Annotated in this window: 16 protein-coding genes and 7 tRNA genes; 10 read left to right on the plus strand and 13 right to left on the minus strand. The window is 72.9% G+C overall.

The window, feature by feature from the left end:
* Positions 1-2 precede the first annotated feature (2 nt).
* Together OG580_RS06000 and OG580_RS06005 are read right to left on the minus strand one after the other, a co-directional pair.
* A tRNA-Val gene (locus tag OG580_RS06000) sits at positions 3-77 on the minus strand.
* 53 nt (positions 78-130) lie between these two features.
* Positions 131-553 carry a TIGR02611 family protein gene (locus OG580_RS06005; RefSeq protein WP_267042595.1) on the minus strand — a complete coding sequence of 141 codons (423 nt, stop codon included), beginning with the start codon at positions 551-553 and terminating at the stop codon, positions 131-133.
* 190 nt (positions 554-743) lie between these two features.
* Here OG580_RS06005 and OG580_RS06010 point away from each other — a divergent pair, with 190 nt between their 5' ends.
* Positions 744-1,157, plus strand: coding sequence for an SsgA family sporulation/cell division regulator (locus OG580_RS06010; protein ID WP_015032345.1), 414 nt, complete (start codon positions 744-746; stop codon positions 1,155-1,157).
* 191 nt (positions 1,158-1,348) lie between these two features.
* A complete protein-coding gene (locus OG580_RS06015; protein ID WP_267042596.1) occupies positions 1,349-1,906 on the plus strand; it encodes a CGNR zinc finger domain-containing protein in 558 nt (185 codons plus the stop codon).
* Positions 1,907-1,922: 16 nt separating this feature from the next.
* Here OG580_RS06015 and OG580_RS06020 read toward each other — a convergent pair whose 3' ends face one another.
* Positions 1,923-2,096, minus strand: a complete 174-nt coding sequence (locus OG580_RS06020) for a hypothetical protein (protein WP_267042597.1) — start codon at positions 2,094-2,096, stop codon at positions 1,923-1,925.
* A gap of 111 nt (positions 2,097-2,207) precedes the next feature.
* Complete coding sequence (locus tag OG580_RS06025) at positions 2,208-2,630, minus strand: hypothetical protein (protein WP_267042598.1); 423 nt, start codon at positions 2,628-2,630, stop codon at positions 2,208-2,210.
* Positions 2,631-2,778: 148 nt separating this feature from the next.
* On the opposite strand from OG580_RS06025, the gene OG580_RS06030 reads away from it, so the two are divergent.
* The gene (locus tag OG580_RS06030; protein ID WP_267042599.1) at positions 2,779-3,294 is read left to right on the plus strand and encodes a DsbA family protein; all 516 of its coding nucleotides are present in this window, start codon (positions 2,779-2,781) and stop codon (positions 3,292-3,294) included.
* Between the two features lie 70 nt (positions 3,295-3,364).
* Here OG580_RS06030 and OG580_RS06035 read toward each other — a convergent pair whose 3' ends face one another.
* From OG580_RS06035 to OG580_RS06045, 3 genes are all read right to left on the minus strand, one after another.
* Positions 3,365-4,204, minus strand: coding sequence for a GNAT family N-acetyltransferase (locus OG580_RS06035; protein WP_267047910.1), 840 nt, complete (start codon positions 4,202-4,204; stop codon positions 3,365-3,367).
* Positions 4,205-4,274: 70 nt separating this feature from the next.
* Positions 4,275-5,105 (minus strand): aminotransferase class IV, encoded by an 831-nt coding sequence (locus OG580_RS06040; RefSeq protein ID WP_267042600.1) that lies wholly within the window; start codon positions 5,103-5,105, stop codon positions 4,275-4,277.
* Positions 5,102-6,169, minus strand: coding sequence for a chorismate-binding protein (locus OG580_RS06045; protein WP_267042601.1), 1,068 nt, complete (start codon positions 6,167-6,169; stop codon positions 5,102-5,104). Before OG580_RS06045 ends, OG580_RS06040 begins: the two co-directional genes overlap by 4 nt.
* Positions 6,170-6,402: 233 nt before the next feature.
* Between OG580_RS06045 and OG580_RS06050 the strand changes: the two genes are divergently transcribed.
* From OG580_RS06050 to OG580_RS06075, 6 genes are all read left to right on the plus strand, one after another.
* Positions 6,403-6,475: transfer RNA gene (locus OG580_RS06050), tRNA-Gly, on the plus strand.
* Between the two features lie 39 nt (positions 6,476-6,514).
* Positions 6,515-6,588: transfer RNA gene (locus OG580_RS06055), tRNA-Cys, on the plus strand.
* Position 6,589: 1 nt separating this feature from the next.
* Positions 6,590-6,661 (plus strand) — tRNA-Val (locus tag OG580_RS06060).
* Between the two features lie 34 nt (positions 6,662-6,695).
* Positions 6,696-6,767, plus strand: a tRNA-Val gene (locus OG580_RS06065).
* 39 nt (positions 6,768-6,806) lie between these two features.
* Positions 6,807-6,878 (plus strand) — tRNA-Val (locus tag OG580_RS06070).
* A gap of 39 nt (positions 6,879-6,917) precedes the next feature.
* Positions 6,918-6,992 (plus strand) — tRNA-Val (locus OG580_RS06075).
* Between the two features lie 43 nt (positions 6,993-7,035).
* On the opposite strand, the gene OG580_RS06080 is transcribed toward OG580_RS06075, so the two are convergent.
* From OG580_RS06080 to OG580_RS06090, 3 genes are all read right to left on the minus strand, one after another.
* The gene (locus OG580_RS06080) at positions 7,036-7,317 is read right to left on the minus strand and encodes a zf-TFIIB domain-containing protein (protein ID WP_267042602.1); all 282 of its coding nucleotides are present in this window, start codon (positions 7,315-7,317) and stop codon (positions 7,036-7,038) included.
* A gap of 46 nt (positions 7,318-7,363) precedes the next feature.
* A complete protein-coding gene (locus OG580_RS06085) occupies positions 7,364-8,272 on the minus strand; it encodes a phosphotransferase family protein (RefSeq protein WP_267047911.1) in 909 nt (302 codons plus the stop codon).
* A 320-nt stretch (positions 8,273-8,592) separates the two neighbouring features.
* On the minus strand, positions 8,593-8,760 hold the full coding sequence (locus OG580_RS06090) for a hypothetical protein (protein ID WP_267042603.1): 168 nt from the start codon (positions 8,758-8,760) through the stop codon (positions 8,593-8,595).
* 518 nt (positions 8,761-9,278) lie between these two features.
* On the opposite strand from OG580_RS06090, the gene OG580_RS06095 reads away from it, so the two are divergent.
* Positions 9,279-10,448 (plus strand): serine/threonine-protein kinase, encoded by a 1,170-nt coding sequence (locus OG580_RS06095; protein ID WP_267042604.1) that lies wholly within the window; start codon positions 9,279-9,281, stop codon positions 10,446-10,448.
* 106 nt (positions 10,449-10,554) lie between these two features.
* Here OG580_RS06095 and OG580_RS06100 read toward each other — a convergent pair whose 3' ends face one another.
* The 3 genes from OG580_RS06100 to cobT all read right to left on the minus strand — a co-directional run bounded on the left by OG580_RS06100 (position 10,555) and on the right by cobT (position 16,665).
* The gene (locus OG580_RS06100; protein ID WP_267042605.1) at positions 10,555-11,373 is read right to left on the minus strand and encodes an RNA methyltransferase; all 819 of its coding nucleotides are present in this window, start codon (positions 11,371-11,373) and stop codon (positions 10,555-10,557) included.
* A gap of 75 nt (positions 11,374-11,448) precedes the next feature.
* Positions 11,449-12,690 carry a uroporphyrinogen-III C-methyltransferase gene (gene cobA / locus OG580_RS06105; RefSeq protein ID WP_267042606.1) on the minus strand — a complete coding sequence of 414 codons (1,242 nt, stop codon included), beginning with the start codon at positions 12,688-12,690 and terminating at the stop codon, positions 11,449-11,451.
* 312 nt (positions 12,691-13,002) lie between these two features.
* Positions 13,003-16,665, minus strand: a complete 3,663-nt coding sequence (gene cobT, locus OG580_RS06110) for a nicotinate-nucleotide--dimethylbenzimidazole phosphoribosyltransferase (RefSeq protein ID WP_267042607.1) — start codon at positions 16,663-16,665, stop codon at positions 13,003-13,005.
* Positions 16,666-16,681: the final 16 nt, after the last annotated feature.

The raw sequence follows: 16,681 nt of genomic DNA on the forward strand, positions 1-16,681 counted from the left end.
GGTGGTGGGCGATACTGGGTTCGAACCAGTGACCCCTTCGGTGTGAACGAAGTGCTCTCCCACTGAGCTAATCGCCCGGCGCACCGCAAACATTACCCCATGTCAGCGGGGCTCCCGAACCATCGGAAGGTCACTCTTCGATCTTCCACGGCATGACGACGCCGAACTTCCAGAGGTAGACCCCGAGCAGGGCGGCGATGATCACCAGCCCGACGGTGGTGAGGATGATGTTCCTGCGGCGGACCTTGGGATCGAGAGCGCGCTGGGCGGCCTCGGTGACCTTCCGCTTGGTCCAGCGGAGCACGAGCTGCGCCCAGACGAACTCGGTCGCCCAGATCGCCATGCCGCCGAAGATGACCAGCCAGCCGGGACCGGGCAGCGGCAGCATCACGACGCCCGCGCCGACCACGGCGAGTCCCACGATGAAGACGCCGACCTGCCAGCTCAGGTGCAGGCCTCGTCGGGACTTGATGAACTCCGGTGCGCGGGATCCCAGTTCGGCTTCCTGGCCGGCTGCGGAATCCCCTGTGCGCTCGTCACTCTCCGCATGCATACTCCCCAACTTACCGGACGCGGAGGCCCCACCGGTATGGCGGTATTACCCCAAGTTACATACCGCCATACGAGCTACCTGAACGATCACAAAACCGACAGAGGGGTTTACAACGGCACTGGAGGTGGCATGTCGATTTCGCCGACGTGCGAATCCCCGAGCGCACACTGAGCGAAAGGCCCTGGCGCTTATGAACACCACGGTCAGCTGCGAGCTGCACCTGCGCCTCGTTGTGTCGAGCGAGTCCTCACTGCCTGTACCCGCGGGCCTGCGGTATGACACGGCCGATCCGTATGCCGTGCACGCCACCTTCCACACCGGAGCCGAAGAAACGGTCGAATGGGTATTCGCCCGCGACCTCCTCGCCGAGGGGCTCCACCGGCCCACCGGCACGGGCGACGTCCGCGTCTGGCCATCCCGTAGTCACGGCCAGGGAGTCGTCTGCATCGCGTTGAGCTCACCCGAGGGAGAAGCCCTGCTCGAGGCCCCGGCGCGGGCCCTGGAGTCGTTCCTGAAGAGGACCGACGCTGCCGTGCCACCGGGCACCGAGCACAGGCACTTCGATCTCGATACGGAGCTCTCCCACATCCTGGCGGACAGCTGAGCCAGGCCGAGAGCCGCACGACGCCGTCCGACTCGGGGCGACGGCGCCGCGCGTGCAGTCACATAGGCAGGACAACGGCGCTCCCCACCGCGCAGCCGGCGCGGTGGAGGGCGCCGTTGTCCCGTTCCCGGCCGCGCTAGAGTCAGCGCCATTCCGCGGGCGCCCGCCCGTGGCCGGCCAGGGAGCGAATCGTGCTGATCCCCCACGACACCCGGATCGCCCTCGACCACGTCGTCGATCTGATGAACACCGCGCCCCAGGGCGACCGCCCCGACGAGCTCGCGGACCTCGACGGTCTGCGGACCTTCGTGCAGGCCCACACGATCAGCGACGTGGGCGAGCTCGGCCCCGCCGACCTGAAGGCCGTGCGCGAGGTGCGCGAGAAGTTCGCCGCGGTCTTCTCTGCCCCCGACCCCCGGATCGCGGCCCCGCTGATCAACCAGCTCGTGGCGGCGGCAGGCACCACCCCGCAGCTCACCGACCACGACGGCTACGACCTGCACGTGCACTACTTCGCACCCGGCGCCTCGGTGGCGGACCATCTCGCCGCCGACTGCGGCATGGCCCTGGCGTTCATCGTCGTGGCGGGCGAGCAGGAGCGTCTGCGCCGCTGCGAGGCACCGGACTGCGGCCGGGCCTTCGTCGACCTCTCCCGCAACCGCTCCCGCCGCTACTGCGACAGCCGCACCTGCGGCAACCGGCTGCACGTGGCCGCGTACCGCGCGCGCCGCAAGGAAGCGGCGGGCTGACGGCCCGCCCCGGCCGTCACAGCACGAAGAGATCGTTGACGGCCGCCACCAGCAGCAGACAGCCGATCACCGCCAGGAAGATCATCAACGGTGGCTGCGAGAGCGCGAAGAGACAGCCTCGCGCCTCTTCGGCAGGGGTGTGGGCGGGGGCATCGGCAGCGGGGACGGGTTCCCGCGAGGTATCCAGCATCTCGGGGGGATGATGGCGCACGCCATGCCCCGGATTTCTCGCAACACACCCCACAGCAGAGGCTGTTCACCCCTTCCCGTGGATCACCGGAACGGGAAGCGCCAGAAGTGATCAGATTCCGTGCTTCTTCAGAATCGCCTCGATGTCACTGAAGTCCTCCGCCCCGGACTGACCGGCCTTCCCCGTCTGCGGCTTCGGCGCCACGGCGCGCGAGGGCGTCGAGGCGGTCGGGGCCACGGCTCCCGGCTCCGCTCCCCCGGCGACCTCCTTGCGGCCACCCCGGCGTCGCTCGACCGCCCGCGTGGACGAGAGGAGCAGCCAGGCGCCACCCAGCACACCGAACCCGGCCCAGGCCACCGGACTGAACGCGGTGTCCGCGATCCACTCCACGGCACCCGTCATCACCAGGCCGAGCGGCACCAGGGCGTAGGCCGCGATCCTGGCGGCGGCGAGGAAGCGCTTCCGGTACGCCGTGATCCCGGCGATGCCCAGGCCCGCCACGGCCGCCGCGGAGCAAATGGTCTCGGCGAGCATGCGATCCTCCTGGTCCCGGGTGATACGTCCCTTCCATCCTGCACCGCCGAGGCCGCCCGGGGCCACGTTCCGGGACGGTTCTCAGGGAGATCTCCGGGTCGTCCCGGCCGGATCTCCTCCCCAGGGCGCAGTGAGGGAGACTGCTGGCATGAGTGACTCCACCACCGCACCCACCTCCCCCGTCGTCCTGGAGGCCTGGTTCGACCTCCAGTGCCCCGACTGCTTCGTGGCCCTCGACGACGTCCGCGCTCTCCGTGAGACGTACGGCGACCGGCTCGACGTACAGCTACGCCACTTCCCGCTGGCGAAGCACAAGCACGCGTACGCCGCGGCCCAGGCCGCCGAGGAGGCCGTCGAGCAGGGCAAGGGCTGGCCGTACGTGGAGGCGCTGCTCGCCAGGACCGCCGAGCTCGGCGACCGGGGCGAGCCGGTCCTCCTGGAGGTGGCGACCGAGCTGGGCCTGGACGCCGAGGAGTTCGACACCGCTCTGATCGACGGCCGGCACCTGCTGACCGTCGACGCGGACGAGGCCGAGGGCAAGGCGATCAAGGTCACCGGCACCCCGACCTATGTGATCGACGGCGAGCGCCTCGACGGCGGCCAGAGCCAGGAGGGCCTGCGGCAGCGGATCGCGGAGACCGTCGACCGCCTCCTCAAGGGCTGAGCCCCCTCTCACCGGGCACCCTCCGGCCGAGCACCCTCGGGTTTGAGCACCCCCTCGGGGAGCTCCTCGGCTACCGGAGCTCCTTGGCGCTGTTCACATGGGTCGTGCGGTAGCCGAGCGACTCGTAGAGCCGGATCGCCGGGGTGTTGCCCGCGAAGACGTGGAGTCCGAGCACGTCCTCCCCCGACTCCCTGGCGACCCGCTCGGCGAGCAGCATGAGCGCCCGGCCGTAGCCGCGCCCGCGCTGCCCCTCGGCGACCTCGATGTCGAACACGAAAGCGGCCCACCGCCCCGGTTCGAGCTCGTGGCGGCCGGTCCACAGGTAGCCGGCGGGCCGCTCGTCCCGGACGACCACGTGGATCGCGATGCCGGGAGTCGCCAGGCCCTGCGGCAGGTACCGGCGGTAGCTGTCGTCGGCCTTGGCACGGGCCTGCGCCTCGGGGACGCCCCGGTCGATCCAGCTCTGCGCGAAGGACTTCTTGGCGCGCGCCTCCCACTCCGTGAACTCGGCCCCGGTCATGGGCCGCACCTCGACGCCCTCCGGCAGGACCGGCGGGGCGGCGGCCAGTTCCTTGACCATGTTCCGGCTGCGCTCGGTGTAGCCGAGCGAGCGGGCCATCCGCAGCGCCGCCTCGGCGTCGGCGGGCACCGATATCTGGACCTCGACACAGCCCCAGCCGCGCAGCACCTCCTCGGAGGCGAGCGCGGCGACCATGCCCCGGCCCCGCCGCCGGTCCGGCTCGTCGACCCGGAGCCCCTGGATCACGCCCGAGGCCCCACCGAAGGCGGGATCGGTCGAGAGGTGGACGGAGCCGACGCGGCGGCTGTTCACGCACACGTCGTAGGTACGGGAACGGCCGCCGTCGGGCGACTGCTGAAGCGGCTCGGCCGGCCGCAGGGTGGTGGTCATCATGGGTGTTCTACCCACCCCGGGGCCGTCCGTCATCCGGATTTACGCACGGCGGTTCCCACGGTCCGGTTCAGGCGAGGCGCGGGTCCCTGTCCTGGGCCGCGCGCTCGTCGAAGACCCGCATGGCCTTGGCGGTGACCGGCCCCGGAGCGTCGGCGAGCAGGCGCCCGTCGACCCGGTGCACGGCCTGGACGTCGCGGAGGGTCGAGGTCAGGAAGATCTCCTCGGCGCTCTCCAGGACGTCCAGCGGCAGGTCGGTCTCCACGGCGCCGGTCCACTCCACCGCGAGGGCACGGGTGATGCCCGCGAGGCAGCCGGAGGAGACGGGCGGGGTGTGGATCGTGCCGTCGATCACGACGAAGACGTTGGAGCCGGTGCCCTCGCAGAGCCGGCCCACGGTGTTGCCGAAGAGCGCCTCGGAGGCCCCCTGCTCGCACGCCCTGGCGAGGGCGACGACGTTCTCCGCGTACGAGGTGGTCTTCAGGCCCGTGAGGGCGCCACGCTCGTTGCGGGTCCAGGGCACGGTGATCACGGCGGTGGAGTCGGCGCGACGGCCGGTCTCGCCCAGGCCGACGACGAGGCCCGCGCCGGAGTCGCCGCGCTCCGACCCGAGCGGGGAGAGACCGCCGGTGTACGTGATCCTCAGCCGCCCGAGCTCCATCGGGTTGGCGGCGAGGACGGCGGCGCAGGCGCGGCGGACCTCGTCCAGGTCCGGCTCGGGCAGGCCCAGGCCGCGGGCGGAGCGGGCGAGGCGCTCCAGATGGAGGGTGAGAGCAAACGTTTCTCCGCGCTCGGCCTTGACCGTCTCGAAGACGCCGTCGCCGACGGTCAGCCCGTGGTCCAGTACGGAGACCCGGGCGGCCTCCGCGTCGTGCAGCCCGCCGTTGACCCAGAGTTTCATCGAGAAATGGCCTTTCCGCTCGCCTCGTAGGCGCCTGACTCGTAGGCGCCCGACGCTATCGCGACGAGCCGGGCCGCCTTCAGCTCGGTCTCCTCCCACTCGCGCTCGGGGTCCGAGCCCCAGGTGATCCCGGCGCCGGTACCGAAGCGGAGCACGCCCTCGGGGCGGTCGATCCAGAAGGTACGTATGCCGACGGCCAGCTCCGCGGTGCCCGCGTCGGCGTCGACCCAGCCGATGCCTCCGCAGTACGGGCCACGGGGTGCGGTCTCCAGGGCCTCGATGATCCGCAGGGCGCTGGACTTGGGCGCGCCGGTGACGGAGCCGGGCGGGAAGGTGGCGGCGAGGAGCTCCGGCCACCCGGCCTCCTCGCGCAGGATTCCGGTGACCGTGGAGACGAGGTGGACGAGGCCGGGGTGTTCCTCGACCGCGCAGAGGGCGGGGACGGCGACGCTGCCGGGCTCGCTGACGCGTCCCAGGTCGTTGCGGACCAGGTCGACGATCATCACGTTCTCGGCGTGGTCCTTGGGGAGGAGGTCCGCGACGGTGCGGCCCGTTCCCTTGATGGGGCCCGAGGTGACGAGGGCCCCCTCGCGGCGGAGGTACAGCTCGGGGGACGCGGTGGCGATCTCCACGCCATGGGCGGGCAGCCGAATCGTTCCCGCGTACGGAGCGGGGTTGCCCCGGGCCAGCAGCGCGGTGAGGGCGTCGACGTCGGCGGCGGCCGGGTCCGGCAGCGGCGCGGTCAGCACCCTGCAGAGGTTCGCCTGGTAGACCTCGCCGCGCGCGATGTGTTCGCGCACGCGTCGGACGCCCGCGATGTACGCGGCGCGGTCGAGCGAGGACGTCCAGTCACCGGTCCCGGGTCCGCGCCAGGCACCCGGCAGGGGCGTGGGCACCGGGTCGGGCCGCACGTCCCCGAAGCGGGCGCAGGTCAGGCGGCCTTCGAAGTCCGCACAGACGGCCCAGAAGCCGGCGGAGTCCAGGGCCTCGGGATCATGGGTGACGTCCCGGAGGTCGGTCGCGACGAGGCCGCCGAAGCGGGCCAGAGGAGCAAAGTCGTGCACGCATCGAGTCTAGGTCGGCCGACGGCGTGACCCCGGGCCGTCGCCGGAGGGCGGCTCCGCGCCACTCGGGGAACACGGCGAGTGAACGCCGTACGAACCCTCCGGGGTGCCCGACCGGGTGCCTCGGTCGGTGCGCAGGTCAGCACGCTGCGGAAACGCGTTTTTGTGCTGGCCCAGGAATCCGCTAGAGTTCAACACGTCGCCGGGACGCGCAAGCGGATCGGAAACGACAAGCGGACGTGGCTCAGTTGGTAGAGCATCACCTTGCCAAGGTGAGGGTCGCGAGTTCGAATCTCGTCGTCCGCTCGATGTGGGGGATCTTCCCGAACCCCTGTTATCACTCCTGGTGGAGTGGCCGAGAGGCGAGGCAACGGCCTGCAAAGCCGTCTACACGGGTTCAAATCCCGTCTCCACCTCCAAGGACGATTAGCTCAGCGGGAGAGCGCTTCCCTGACACGGAAGAGGTCACTGGTTCAATCCCAGTATCGTCCACTGGATCCTCGGATCCTGGATCTTCGGATCACCCGCGCGATTAGCTCAGCGGGAGAGCGCTTCCCTGACACGGAAGAGGTCACTGGTTCAATCCCAGTATCGCGCACACAGTTCGGAGCACGTTCGAGTACGACGTGTGGACCCCGCGCGATTAGCTCAGCGGGAGAGCGCTTCCCTGACACGGAAGAGGTCACTGGTTCAATCCCAGTATCGCGCACGCAGTACGCAGTACCTTCGGGTACGTCGTGTGCACCCCGCGCGATTAGCTCAGCGGGAGAGCGCTTCCCTGACACGGAAGAGGTCACTGGTTCAATCCCAGTATCGCGCACCACCTGAAGAAGCCCCCGGCCCTGCGGCCGGGGGCTTCTTCGTGCTCAGGAGGAGAAGAGCATCCGGCCGAAGCCGCGCTGGCGGTAGTGACCGCCGTGGTGGCCGCCCTGGTGCGGGGCGCCCCAGGCGGGGGCGGCGGGAGCGGGCTGCGCCGGGTAGGCCGGCGGGGCGGGCGGGGCCTGCTGGGACCACTGGGACTCCAGGCGGGTCAGGGCCTCCAGCTCGCCGAAGTCCAGGAATATCCCGCGACAGCCGCTGCACTGCTCGATCTGGACGCCGTTGCGGTTGTACGTGTGCATGGCCGCATGGCACTTGGGACACTGCATGCTCGGCTCAACTCCCTGACATTGCCGTTCGAATGGTGGCTTCACCCTATGTGGACGCCGAAGGGGCCCGGTCGGTTCGATGTCCGGCGATACGCGCGCAGGTGTCGATCATCACGTCCTCCACCTCGTCGAGCGGCCGGCCCTCGGCCGTGGACTTCGCGAGCGCGAGGGCGGCCGTCTGGACCGTCAGGGCCCGGGCCGGGACGTCGAGTTGGATCCACGGATCGGCCCCGACGGCAGGACCCCCCGCCTCCTGGTACGCGCCGAGGAACCGGGACCACACCTCCGGTGGCAGGATCCCGGCCGCGAACCAGGCGGCGGGGCGGGCCAGATCCCACGCGGGGTCGCCGAGGCCGAGGTCGTCGATGTCGATGAACCGCCAGGGGCGGTCATCCGCCGTGCGGACGTCGCGGACCAGTTGGCCGAGGTGGAAGTCGCCGTGGCAGAGGAGCCGGGGGCCGGACGCCCTGGTGTCGGGGACGGTCCGCCAGGCGCGGAGCACGGTGGCGGTGGCCGGGTGGTCCGGCGCCGTGCGACGCATCCGGTCCACCGCGAGGGACACCTTGAGCGGCGCCCGCATGGCCGGGAGCCGCGGGGCGGGCGCCGGCGGAGGCGCGGTGCGGTGGAGCAGGGCGAGGAGCCGCGCCGCGTCCTCCCAGGGGGCGGCGTCGGGGTCCTCCGGGTCGACGGGCGGACCGTACGGCCAGACGGTGACGGGCCGGCCGTCGAGCCCGGCGGTGCCGGACGGCGCGTCCGGCAGCGGGAGCGGAGGCAGGAACACACCGGCGACGTCGGGGTGGGCGGCCAGCGCCAGGCGGGCGCGGTGCTCCTCGGGGTGGGTGCCGGGGGCGTGCGCCTTCGCGACGAGCACTCCGTGGCGTACGACGGTCCCGTCGTCCCGGTCCGCGAGCACACCGACGAGTCCGCTCGCGCAGTGGCAGGGGGTGCCGGGCAGCGGGTGAGCGGCGGCCCGCGCGACGGCGGCGAGCCGGTCGAGCGCGGTGGGGGCGGTGGGGGGAGCGGGCGAGGCCTGGGGTGGCACGGTCGGGGTCTGGGAGGGCTGCGTGGGGGAGGTCGGGGCTGCGGAGTCCACGCGGGGAGCGTACGCGTCGGGGCGGGACCCCGGTCGGGAGGGGAAGGGTTCCGGGAAGCGCGAAGGCCGGTCAGCTCCCCAGCTGACCGGCCTCACGCTGCCGTCCGCCACACCCCCGTCCCCACGGGGTTGATGGCCGGATGTTCCCGACCCGGGCCGCTCTCCCGGGTCCGGGACGCTGTTCAGCGCCCCAACATCACGCCCACGGACGACGCCTGTGTGACCACCGCGTCCCAGCCGCCGAAGACGACCACGAGCAGGGCCGCGAGAGGGAGGACCATGGCCGTGGCCACCAGGGGGTGACGTCGGCCCGAAGGGCTGCTGATCGACCGCGGTGCCGTGTACGCCATGGTTCCTCTCCTGTCGTGTTCTGGCGCGGCGGGTGCGTGACCTCGGGGGACGAGTGCTGCACCCGCCGCTGATGACAACACTAGGGAGCCGGGGGCGCCCGGACGTCATGCCCGCGTACCGACTTACGGGCCTCCCGGAGGATGACGCCCCACCGCACGGCGTACTCCCCTGGGTGGAGACGGCCGTCCGGAAGTGGGGGTCTTCCCGGAGGGGTCGTCGGGGCGGCAGCGCGTACCGGGCAGGCCACGGGGCGTGACATCGCTCACTTCGCCGGAGCCCGCGCGCACCTCAGGGCCCCGGAGCCCGCCGAACCGCCCTCCGCGGCTCGTCGGCCGTTTCGCGACCGTCCGTCAAGTGATCGGTGGCGAAGGGATGTTGGGCCGTGACCTGAGGCCGTACGGTCCCCCCTCGTCCCCCTCAGCACTGACAATCGATCCCGGTGCGAGGGCGCGGCCTATGAGCACGTGCGGGCGCCACTACGTAAGCTGTGCCACGTCGAACGGACGAGGGGACGGACATGGCGATGATGCGGCTCCGGCGCGAGGATCCGCGGATCGTCGGGTCGTTCCGGCTCCACCGCAGGCTGGGGGCCGGCGGGATGGGGGTCGTGTACCTCGGGTCCGACCGGCGGGGGCAGCGCGTGGCGCTCAAGGTGATCCGGCCGGATCTGGCCGAGGACCAGGAGTTCCGGTCGCGCTTCGCCCGTGAGGTGTCGGCGGCCCGGCGGATCCGCGGCGGCTGCACGGCCCGGCTGGTCGCCGCCGACCTGGAGGCCGAGCGCCCCTGGTTCGCCACCCAGTACGTGCCCGGCCCCTCCCTGCACGACCGGGTCGCCGAGGAGGGCGGGCTGCGCGCCGCCGACGTCGCCTCGATCGGGGCCGCGCTCTCGGAGGGCCTCGTCGCCGTCCATGAGGCCGGGGTCGTGCACCGGGACCTCAAGCCCTCGAACATCCTGCTCTCCCCCAAGGGCCCCCGGATCATCGACTTCGGTATCGCCTGGGCCACCGGGGCCAGCACGCTCACCCACGTGGGGACGGCCGTGGGTTCGCCCGGCTTCCTCGCGCCGGAGCAGGTGCGCGGCGCGGCCGTCACCCCGGCCACGGACGTGTTCTCGCTCGGTGCCACCCTCGCGTACGCGGCGATGGCCGACTCCCCCTTCGGGCACGGGAGTTCGGAGGTCATGCTCTATCGGGTGGTGCACGAGGAGCCGCAGCTGAACGGCGTCCCCGACGCGCTGGCCCCGCTGATCCGGGCCTGTCTGGCGAAGGACCCGGAGGAACGCCCCAGCACGCTGCAGCTGTCGATGCGGCTCAAGGAGATCGCCGCGCGCGAGGCTCAGGGTCTGCCGGTGTCGCGTCCGCCCGTCCAGCGGGAGCGGGCCGAGGAGCGGAACACCGTCCGGCCCACCGAGCGGTACACCGAGCGGGACACCCACGGCCCCGAGCGGGACGCGGAGCGGGCGCAGGGGCGTGGCCCCGGGCCTTCCTCCCGGCCCTCGGCGGGTCCGCGGACGGGTGGCTCACGGGCCTCTCAGTCACGTCCCGGCACCCGGCCCGGCGCCCGTACGACGTCGACGGGGCGCCGCCCCGCCAACCCCCGCCTGCTGCGGCAGCGGCTCTTCGTCTTCGTGGTCGTGACGCTGGTCGTCGCCCTGGGCATCGCCGCCGCGCAGGCCTTGCAGGGCTGATCCACAAGGCACCTCCCAGGACGGCGAAGAGCCGACCGGAAGGTCGTGGGACCTCGGTCGGCTCGTCACTACCGGGAGGTCCCTGGACCTCGGTCGGCTTGCGCTGTCAGGACTCCGGGCGGCCCGTCGCCACCGCGTAGAACGCGACCGCGGCCGCCGCACCGACGTTGAGCGAGTCGACGCCGTGGGCCATCGGGATGCGCACCCATTCGTCGGCCGCGCGCAGCGCCTGCGTCGAGAGGCCGTCGCCCTCCGCGCCGAGCATCAGCGCCACCCGCTCCAGCCGGTGCGGGGCCGCCTCGTCGATCGACGCCGCCTTCTCCGCCGGGGTGAGCGCGAGGAGCTTGAACCCCGCCTCCCGTACGGCCTCCAGGCCGCGGGGCCAGCTGTCCAGGCGGGCGTACGGGACGGAGAAGACCGCGCCCATCGAGACCTTGACGGAGCGCCGGTAGAGCGGGTCCGCGCAGTCCGGGGAGAGCAGGACGGCGTCCATGCCCAGGGCCGCGGCGCTGCGGAAGATGGCGCCGATGTTGGTGTGGTCGTTGACCGACTCCATGATCACCACCCGGCGGGCACCGGCGAGCAGCTCGGTCGCGTCCGGGAGCGGCTTGCGCTGCATGGAGGCGAGGGCGCCACGGTGCACGTGGTAGCCGGTGACGCGCTCGGCGAGGTCCGGCTGGATCGCGTACACCGGCGCCGGAACCTCGTCGATGACGTCCCGCATGACGTCGACCCACTTGGCGGAGAGCAGCATCGACCGCATCTCGTAGCCGGCCTGCCTGGCCCGGCGGATGACCTTCTCGCCCTCGGCGATGAACAGGCCCTCGGCGGGCTCGCGTCTGCGCCGGAGCTCGACGTCGGTCAGGCCGGTGTAGTCACGCAGGCGCGGGTCGTCGGGGTCGTCGATCGTGATGAGTTCGGCCACGGGGTGATACTGCCTTGTCCGGGGTGTGGTGCCAATGGTGCGCGACGGTTGGTTACAGGTTTCAGTTACCTGTGGTTACTTCACCAGCTTGCCGGGACCCTCGGTGACGACGTCACCGATGACGATGACGGCAGGCGGGCGGACCTCCTCGGCCCTGACGGTCTCCGCGACCGTCGCGAGCGTGGCGTCCACCCGGCGCTGGGACGCCGTGGTGCCCTCCTGGACGAGCGCCAGCGGCGTGGCCGGGTCCTTGCCGTGCGCGATGAGCGCCTCGGCGATCTTCCCGATCTTGTCGACGCCCATGAGGATCACCAGCGTGCCGGTGAGCTTGGCCAGCGAGGCCCAGTCGACGAGGGAGCGCGGGTCGTCGGGGGCGACGTGACCGCTCACCACGGTGAACTCGTGGGCCACACCCCGGTGGGTGACCGGGATGCCCGCCGCACCCGGGACCGAGATGGAGCTGGAGATGCCCGGGACGACCGTGCAGGCGATGCCCTCGACGGCGAGCGCCTGGGCCTCCTCCATGCCGCGGCCGAAGACGAAGGGGTCGCCGCCCTTGAGTCGCACGACGGACTTGCCCGCCTTGGCGTGCTCGATCAGCGCGTTGTTGATGGCCTCCTGGGCCATGAAGCGGCCGTACGGGATCTTGGCCGCGTCGATCACCTCGACGTGCGGGGGCAGCTCGTCGAGGAGGTCGCGGGGGCCGAGCCGGTCGGCGATGACCACGTCGGCCTCGGCGAGCAGTCGGCGTCCGCGCACGGTGATCAGGTCCGGGTCGCCCGGGCCGCCGCCGACCAGGGCGACGAAGGGGGTACGGGAGCGGTGCGCGGGTGCGGCGATGGAGCCGTCGCGGAGGCCCTCGACGATCGCGTCGCGCACGGCGGCGGAGCGGCGGGGGTCGTGGCCGGTGAGCACGGCGACGGTGACGCCCGCGTCGCGGCCGGTGGCCGGGGTCCAGGCGGTGGCCGCCTCGGCGTCGTCGGAGCGCACGCACCAGGTCCGGGTCCGCTCGGCCTCTGCGGAGGCGGCGGCGTTGGTGGTCGCGTCGGTGGTGGCCACCAGCGCGTACCAGGTGTCGGCGAGGTCACCGTCCTCGTACCGCCGCTTCACCCAGGTGATCTCGCCCGCCTCGGCCATCGCCTCCACGGAAGGGGTAGCGGACGGGGAGATCAGCGTGATCTCGGCGCCCGCGGCGATCAGCGCGGGCAGGCGGCGCTGGGCGACCTGGCCGCCGCCCAGGACGACGACGCGTCGGCCCGCTAGACGCAGACCGACGGGGTAGGCGGGGTGCGCCGTGATCTCGGTGTGCTCGGCCATGGGTGAGCGGCTCCTCGGAAGGATGTGTACGGGGGCCGCTGCTGCGGTGAAGCGGCTGGTGGGGCTGGTGGCGTTGGCTTGGGCTCACGATATCGGGGGTGCGTGGCCGTCACGCTGTGACGGATCTCCCGGTCGGTGCGTCCGTGCGCGGGGGCCGCGCGTGGGCCGTGTTCGGGACTGCACGCTTGACGGCGCCTTCGGGCGCACGAGGGCCGGAGGCTCTGATGCGCCACGAAACACGCTCTACGTCCCGAAACACGGCCCCTGCGCGTCCCCCACTCCCGTGCGTGGGCGGGGGACGCGCCGGTGGTGCTACTTCTCGGTGACGCCCGCCGAGTCGAACGTGGCCACCTCGTGCATCGCGCGGGCCGCGCTCTGCACCAGGGGGAGGGCCAGGAGGGCGCCCGTACCTTCGCCGAGGCGGAGGTCCAGGTCGACCAGGGGGCGCAGGCCCAGCTTGTTCAGGGCCGCCACGTGGCCCGGCTCGGCGCTGCGGTGGCCGGCGATGCAGGCCGCGAGCGACTCGGGCGCGACCGCCCGGGCCACGAGCGCCGCCGCACCGGTGGAGACGCCGTCCAGGATCACCGGGGTACGGAGCGAGGCCGCGCCCAGGATCAGGCCGACGAGGGCCGCGTGCTCCAGGCCGCCGATCGCCGAGAGGACACCGATCGGGTCCGCCGGGTCCGGCTTGTGCAGGTCGAGGGCGCGGCGCACCACGTCCACCTTGCGGGCGTGCGTCTCGTCGTTGATGCCGGTGCCGCGGCCGGTGACCTCGGCGGCGTCGACCCCGGTGTAGACCGAGATCAGCGCGGCGGACGCGGTCGTGTTCGCGATGCCCATCTCGCCGGTGAGGATCGCCTTGTTGCCGGCGGCGACCAGGTCACGGGCGGTCTCGATGCCGACCTCGATGGCGGCGAGCACCTCGTCGCGGGTCATCGCGAGACCCGTGGTGAAGTCGCCCGTGCCCGGACGGACCTTGCGGGGCAGCAGGCCCGGGGTGGCCGGCAGCTCGGAGGCGACGCCCACGTCGATGACGCAGACCTCGGCGCCGACCTGGTTGGCGAAGGCGTTGCAGACCGCTCCCCCGCCGAGGAAGTTGGCCACCATCTGGCCGGTGACCTCCTGCGGCCAGGGGGTCACGCCCTGGGCGTGGACACCGTGGTCGCCGGCGAAGATCGCGACGGCCGCGGGCTCCGGGATCGGCGGCGGGCACATCCGCGAGAGGCCGGAGAGCTGTGCGGAGATGATCTCCAGCATGCCCAGGGCCCCCGCGGGCTTGGTCATGCGCTTCTGCCGCTCCCAGGCCTCACCGAGCGCCTTGGCGTCCAGCGGGCGGATGTTGGCGACGGTCTCCTGGAGCAGGTCGTGCGGCTCCTCGCCGGGCAGGGCGCGACGGCCGTACGTCTCCTCGTGGACGACCCAGGCCAGCGGGCGGCGCTTGGACCAGCCCGCCTGCATCAGCTCGGGCTCCTCGGGGAACTCGTCGACGTAACCCACGCAGAGGTACGCGACGACTTCGAGGTGATCGGGCAGGCCGAGCGTACGGACCATCTCGCGCTCGTCGAAGAAGCTGACCCAGCCGACGCCGAGGCCCTCGGCGCGGGCGGCGAGCCAGAGGTTCTCCACGGCGAGCGCCGAGGAGTACGGGGCCATCTGCGGCTGCGTGTAGCGGCCCAGGGTGTGGCGGCCGCCCCGGGTGGGGTCGGCGGTCACGACGATGTTCACCGGGGTGTCGAGGATGGCCTCGATCTTCAGTTCCTTGAACTGCTTCGCCCGGGCCTTCGGCAGCGACTTGGCGTAGGCGTCACGCTGGCGCTGGGCCAGTTCGTGCATCGTCTGCCGGGTCTCCGCGGAGCGGATGACCACGAAGTCCCAGGGCTGCGAGTGGCCGACGCTGGGGGCCGTGTGAGCGGCCTCCAGGACGCGGAGCAGCACCTCGTGCGGGATCGGGTCGGAGCGGAAGCCGTTGCGGATGTCGCGGCGCTCGCGCATCACGCGCAGGACGGCCTCGCGTTCGGCGTCGGCGTAGCCGGGAGCGGGAGCGCCGGGGTCGGGCGTGCCCGGGGCGGGCACCTCTTCGGCTTCTCCGGACTCCGCCGTGTCGCCCTGCTCGGCGTCGCGGGTGGCGTCGGTGCCGCTCGGCTCCGCGGCCTCGCTCGGCACTTCGGCGTCGCCCAGCTCGTCGGCCTCCACCAGCTCGGTGGCGTCGACGAAGCCCTCGGGAACCGTCTCGGTCTCGGGCGCCTCGGGAGCCTCGGCCGGCTCGGCCTCGGGAGTCCCGGCCTCTGTCGTCACTGTCTCGGGCGTCACTGTCTCGGGGGCCGTCGCGTCAGGGACCGCTGTTTCGGGGGCCGCCGTCTCGGGGGTCACCGTCTCGGGGGCAACCGTCTCGGGCGCAACCGTCTCGGGGGCAACCGCGAGGTCGGCCTGCGGGGCTACGGCCTCGGCCGGCTCCTCCGCCTCGGCCGCCTCGACAGCCGGCTCGGACTGCTCGTCGGACGCCGTCACCGTGTCGGCTGCGGCGGGCTGCTCGGGGGCCAGGGCCTCCGGCGCGGGCTCCGCTTCGGGGGTCTGCTCGGGCAGGGCCTCGGCGATGTCCTCCGTGACCACGGGGGTCTCCTCGGGAGCCTGCTCCACGGGGGCCTCGGGGGCGACCTCGGCCTCGACCGGCTCGGGCTGCGACTCGGCCGCGGCCTCCGGGGCCTGCTCGGCCTCGGGTACGGCGACGGGGGCGACCTCCACGGCGGGCTCCGGCTCGGCGGCCTCGGCCGTCACGAGGACGGGAGCCTCGGCGGCGGGCTCGCCCTCACGCGGGGCGGGCACCGTGGCCACGGCGTCCGCGAGCTCCGGGGCGGCCGGCTCCTCCGTCTGCTCGGGAGCGGCGGCCTGGGCCGGCTCCTCCGCCTCGGCGACCGGAGTCGGGGCCAGGTGCGGGGCCGTCGGGACGACTCCCTCGACCTGGACGAACTGCCCGCTCTGCGGGACGACCGTTTCTGCGGAGAGGACCGGCTGCGGGGCCATGGCCTCCTGCGGCTGCGCGGCCCACGGCTCGGCGCCCTGCGGCGCGAGCTGCTGGTCCTGCGGGATGTCGAAGTACTCGGGGCCGGTCGTCGGCGGGCCCGGGTTCCGTACCGGCATCGGCGCGGGACCGGTGGCCACGACCGGCGCGGGCTGCGCGACCTGGACGGGCGCGGCGGCCGGGCCTCGGTCGGCCAGCGACAGCACGACGCCACCGGTGACGTCCGGCACCGGCGGGCCCATGTGCAGCGGGCGCCGGGCGGGCGGCGGAGTCGGTGCGGCGGCGGGCGGCGGTACGCGGACACCGCCGAGGTCGACGGAGCCGGTGTCCCGGCCCGCGGCCTCGTGGGCACCGGTGTCGAGGATGCCGGGCTCGTAGCCGTGGTCGGCGACGACGGGCTCCTGCGCGGCGGCGGGAACGCCGTGCGCCGGGGTCCCGTGCACGGGGACGCCGTGCGCCGGAGTGGCGTGCGCCGGGGTCCCGTGTGCCGGGGTGGCGACGGCCTGCGCGAGCGGGACGCCCTGCGGCGGGGTCTGGCCCTGAGGGGCGGTCAGTACGTCGGCGAGGACGAAGGAGTCCGGGAGCGGGCCCGTCAGCGGGTCCGGCAGCGGATCGGTGAGCGGGTCGCCCATCGGGACCGCCGTCTCCGGGGCCGCCGGATGCGGACCGGCCGCGTGCGGAGCGCCCTGCTGCGGCGTCGCCTGGTTCGGGACCACGGGTGCCGCGAGGGGCGCCTGCGGGGCCGGAACGGCCACCGGCGGCGCGGGCGGCATGCCCGGCGGGTGCTCGCTCCAGGCGCCCTGGGCGCCCGGCATCAGAAGCAGGTCGTCGTCTTCGGCTGCGTGCTCGGAGGGGTCCAGGAAGGTGTACGCGCCCGGTGCGGGGATGCCCGGCTGCTCGACCATGCCTGAGTTCTCCGGCAGCCCCTCGCCCGGGACCTGGCCGGTGTCCGTCATGCGTACCCCTCGCCCA

The organism is Streptomyces sp. NBC_00094, from assembly GCF_026343125.1.
Lineage (GTDB): Bacteria > Actinomycetota > Actinomycetes > Streptomycetales > Streptomycetaceae > Streptomyces.

What these genes read in the sequence shown, in the direction of transcription:
- OG580_RS06005 (WP_267042595.1), bottom strand. Translation starts at nt 553, where the DNA reads ATGCATGCGGAGAGTGACGAGCGCACAGGGGATTCCGCAGCCGGCCAG.
- OG580_RS06010 (WP_015032345.1), top strand. Translation starts at nt 744, where the DNA reads ATGAACACCACGGTCAGCTGCGAGCTGCACCTGCGCCTCGTTGTGTCG.
- OG580_RS06020 (WP_267042597.1), bottom strand. Translation starts at nt 2,096, where the DNA reads ATGCTGGATACCTCGCGGGAACCCGTCCCCGCTGCCGATGCCCCCGCC.
- OG580_RS06025 (WP_267042598.1), bottom strand. Translation starts at nt 2,630, where the DNA reads ATGCTCGCCGAGACCATTTGCTCCGCGGCGGCCGTGGCGGGCCTGGGC.
- OG580_RS06030 (WP_267042599.1), top strand. Translation starts at nt 2,779, where the DNA reads ATGAGTGACTCCACCACCGCACCCACCTCCCCCGTCGTCCTGGAGGCC.
- OG580_RS06035 (WP_267047910.1), bottom strand. Translation starts at nt 4,204, where the DNA reads ATGACCACCACCCTGCGGCCGGCCGAGCCGCTTCAGCAGTCGCCCGAC.
- OG580_RS06040 (WP_267042600.1), bottom strand. Translation starts at nt 5,105, where the DNA reads ATGAAACTCTGGGTCAACGGCGGGCTGCACGACGCGGAGGCCGCCCGG.
- OG580_RS06080 (WP_267042602.1), bottom strand. Translation starts at nt 7,317, where the DNA reads ATGCAGTGTCCCAAGTGCCATGCGGCCATGCACACGTACAACCGCAAC.
- OG580_RS06090 (WP_267042603.1), bottom strand. Translation starts at nt 8,760, where the DNA reads ATGGCGTACACGGCACCGCGGTCGATCAGCAGCCCTTCGGGCCGACGT.
- OG580_RS06095 (WP_267042604.1), top strand. Translation starts at nt 9,279, where the DNA reads ATGGCGATGATGCGGCTCCGGCGCGAGGATCCGCGGATCGTCGGGTCG.
- cobA (WP_267042606.1), bottom strand. Translation starts at nt 12,690, where the DNA reads ATGGCCGAGCACACCGAGATCACGGCGCACCCCGCCTACCCCGTCGGT.
- cobT (WP_267042607.1), bottom strand. Translation starts at nt 16,665, where the DNA reads ATGACGGACACCGGCCAGGTCCCGGGCGAGGGGCTGCCGGAGAACTCA.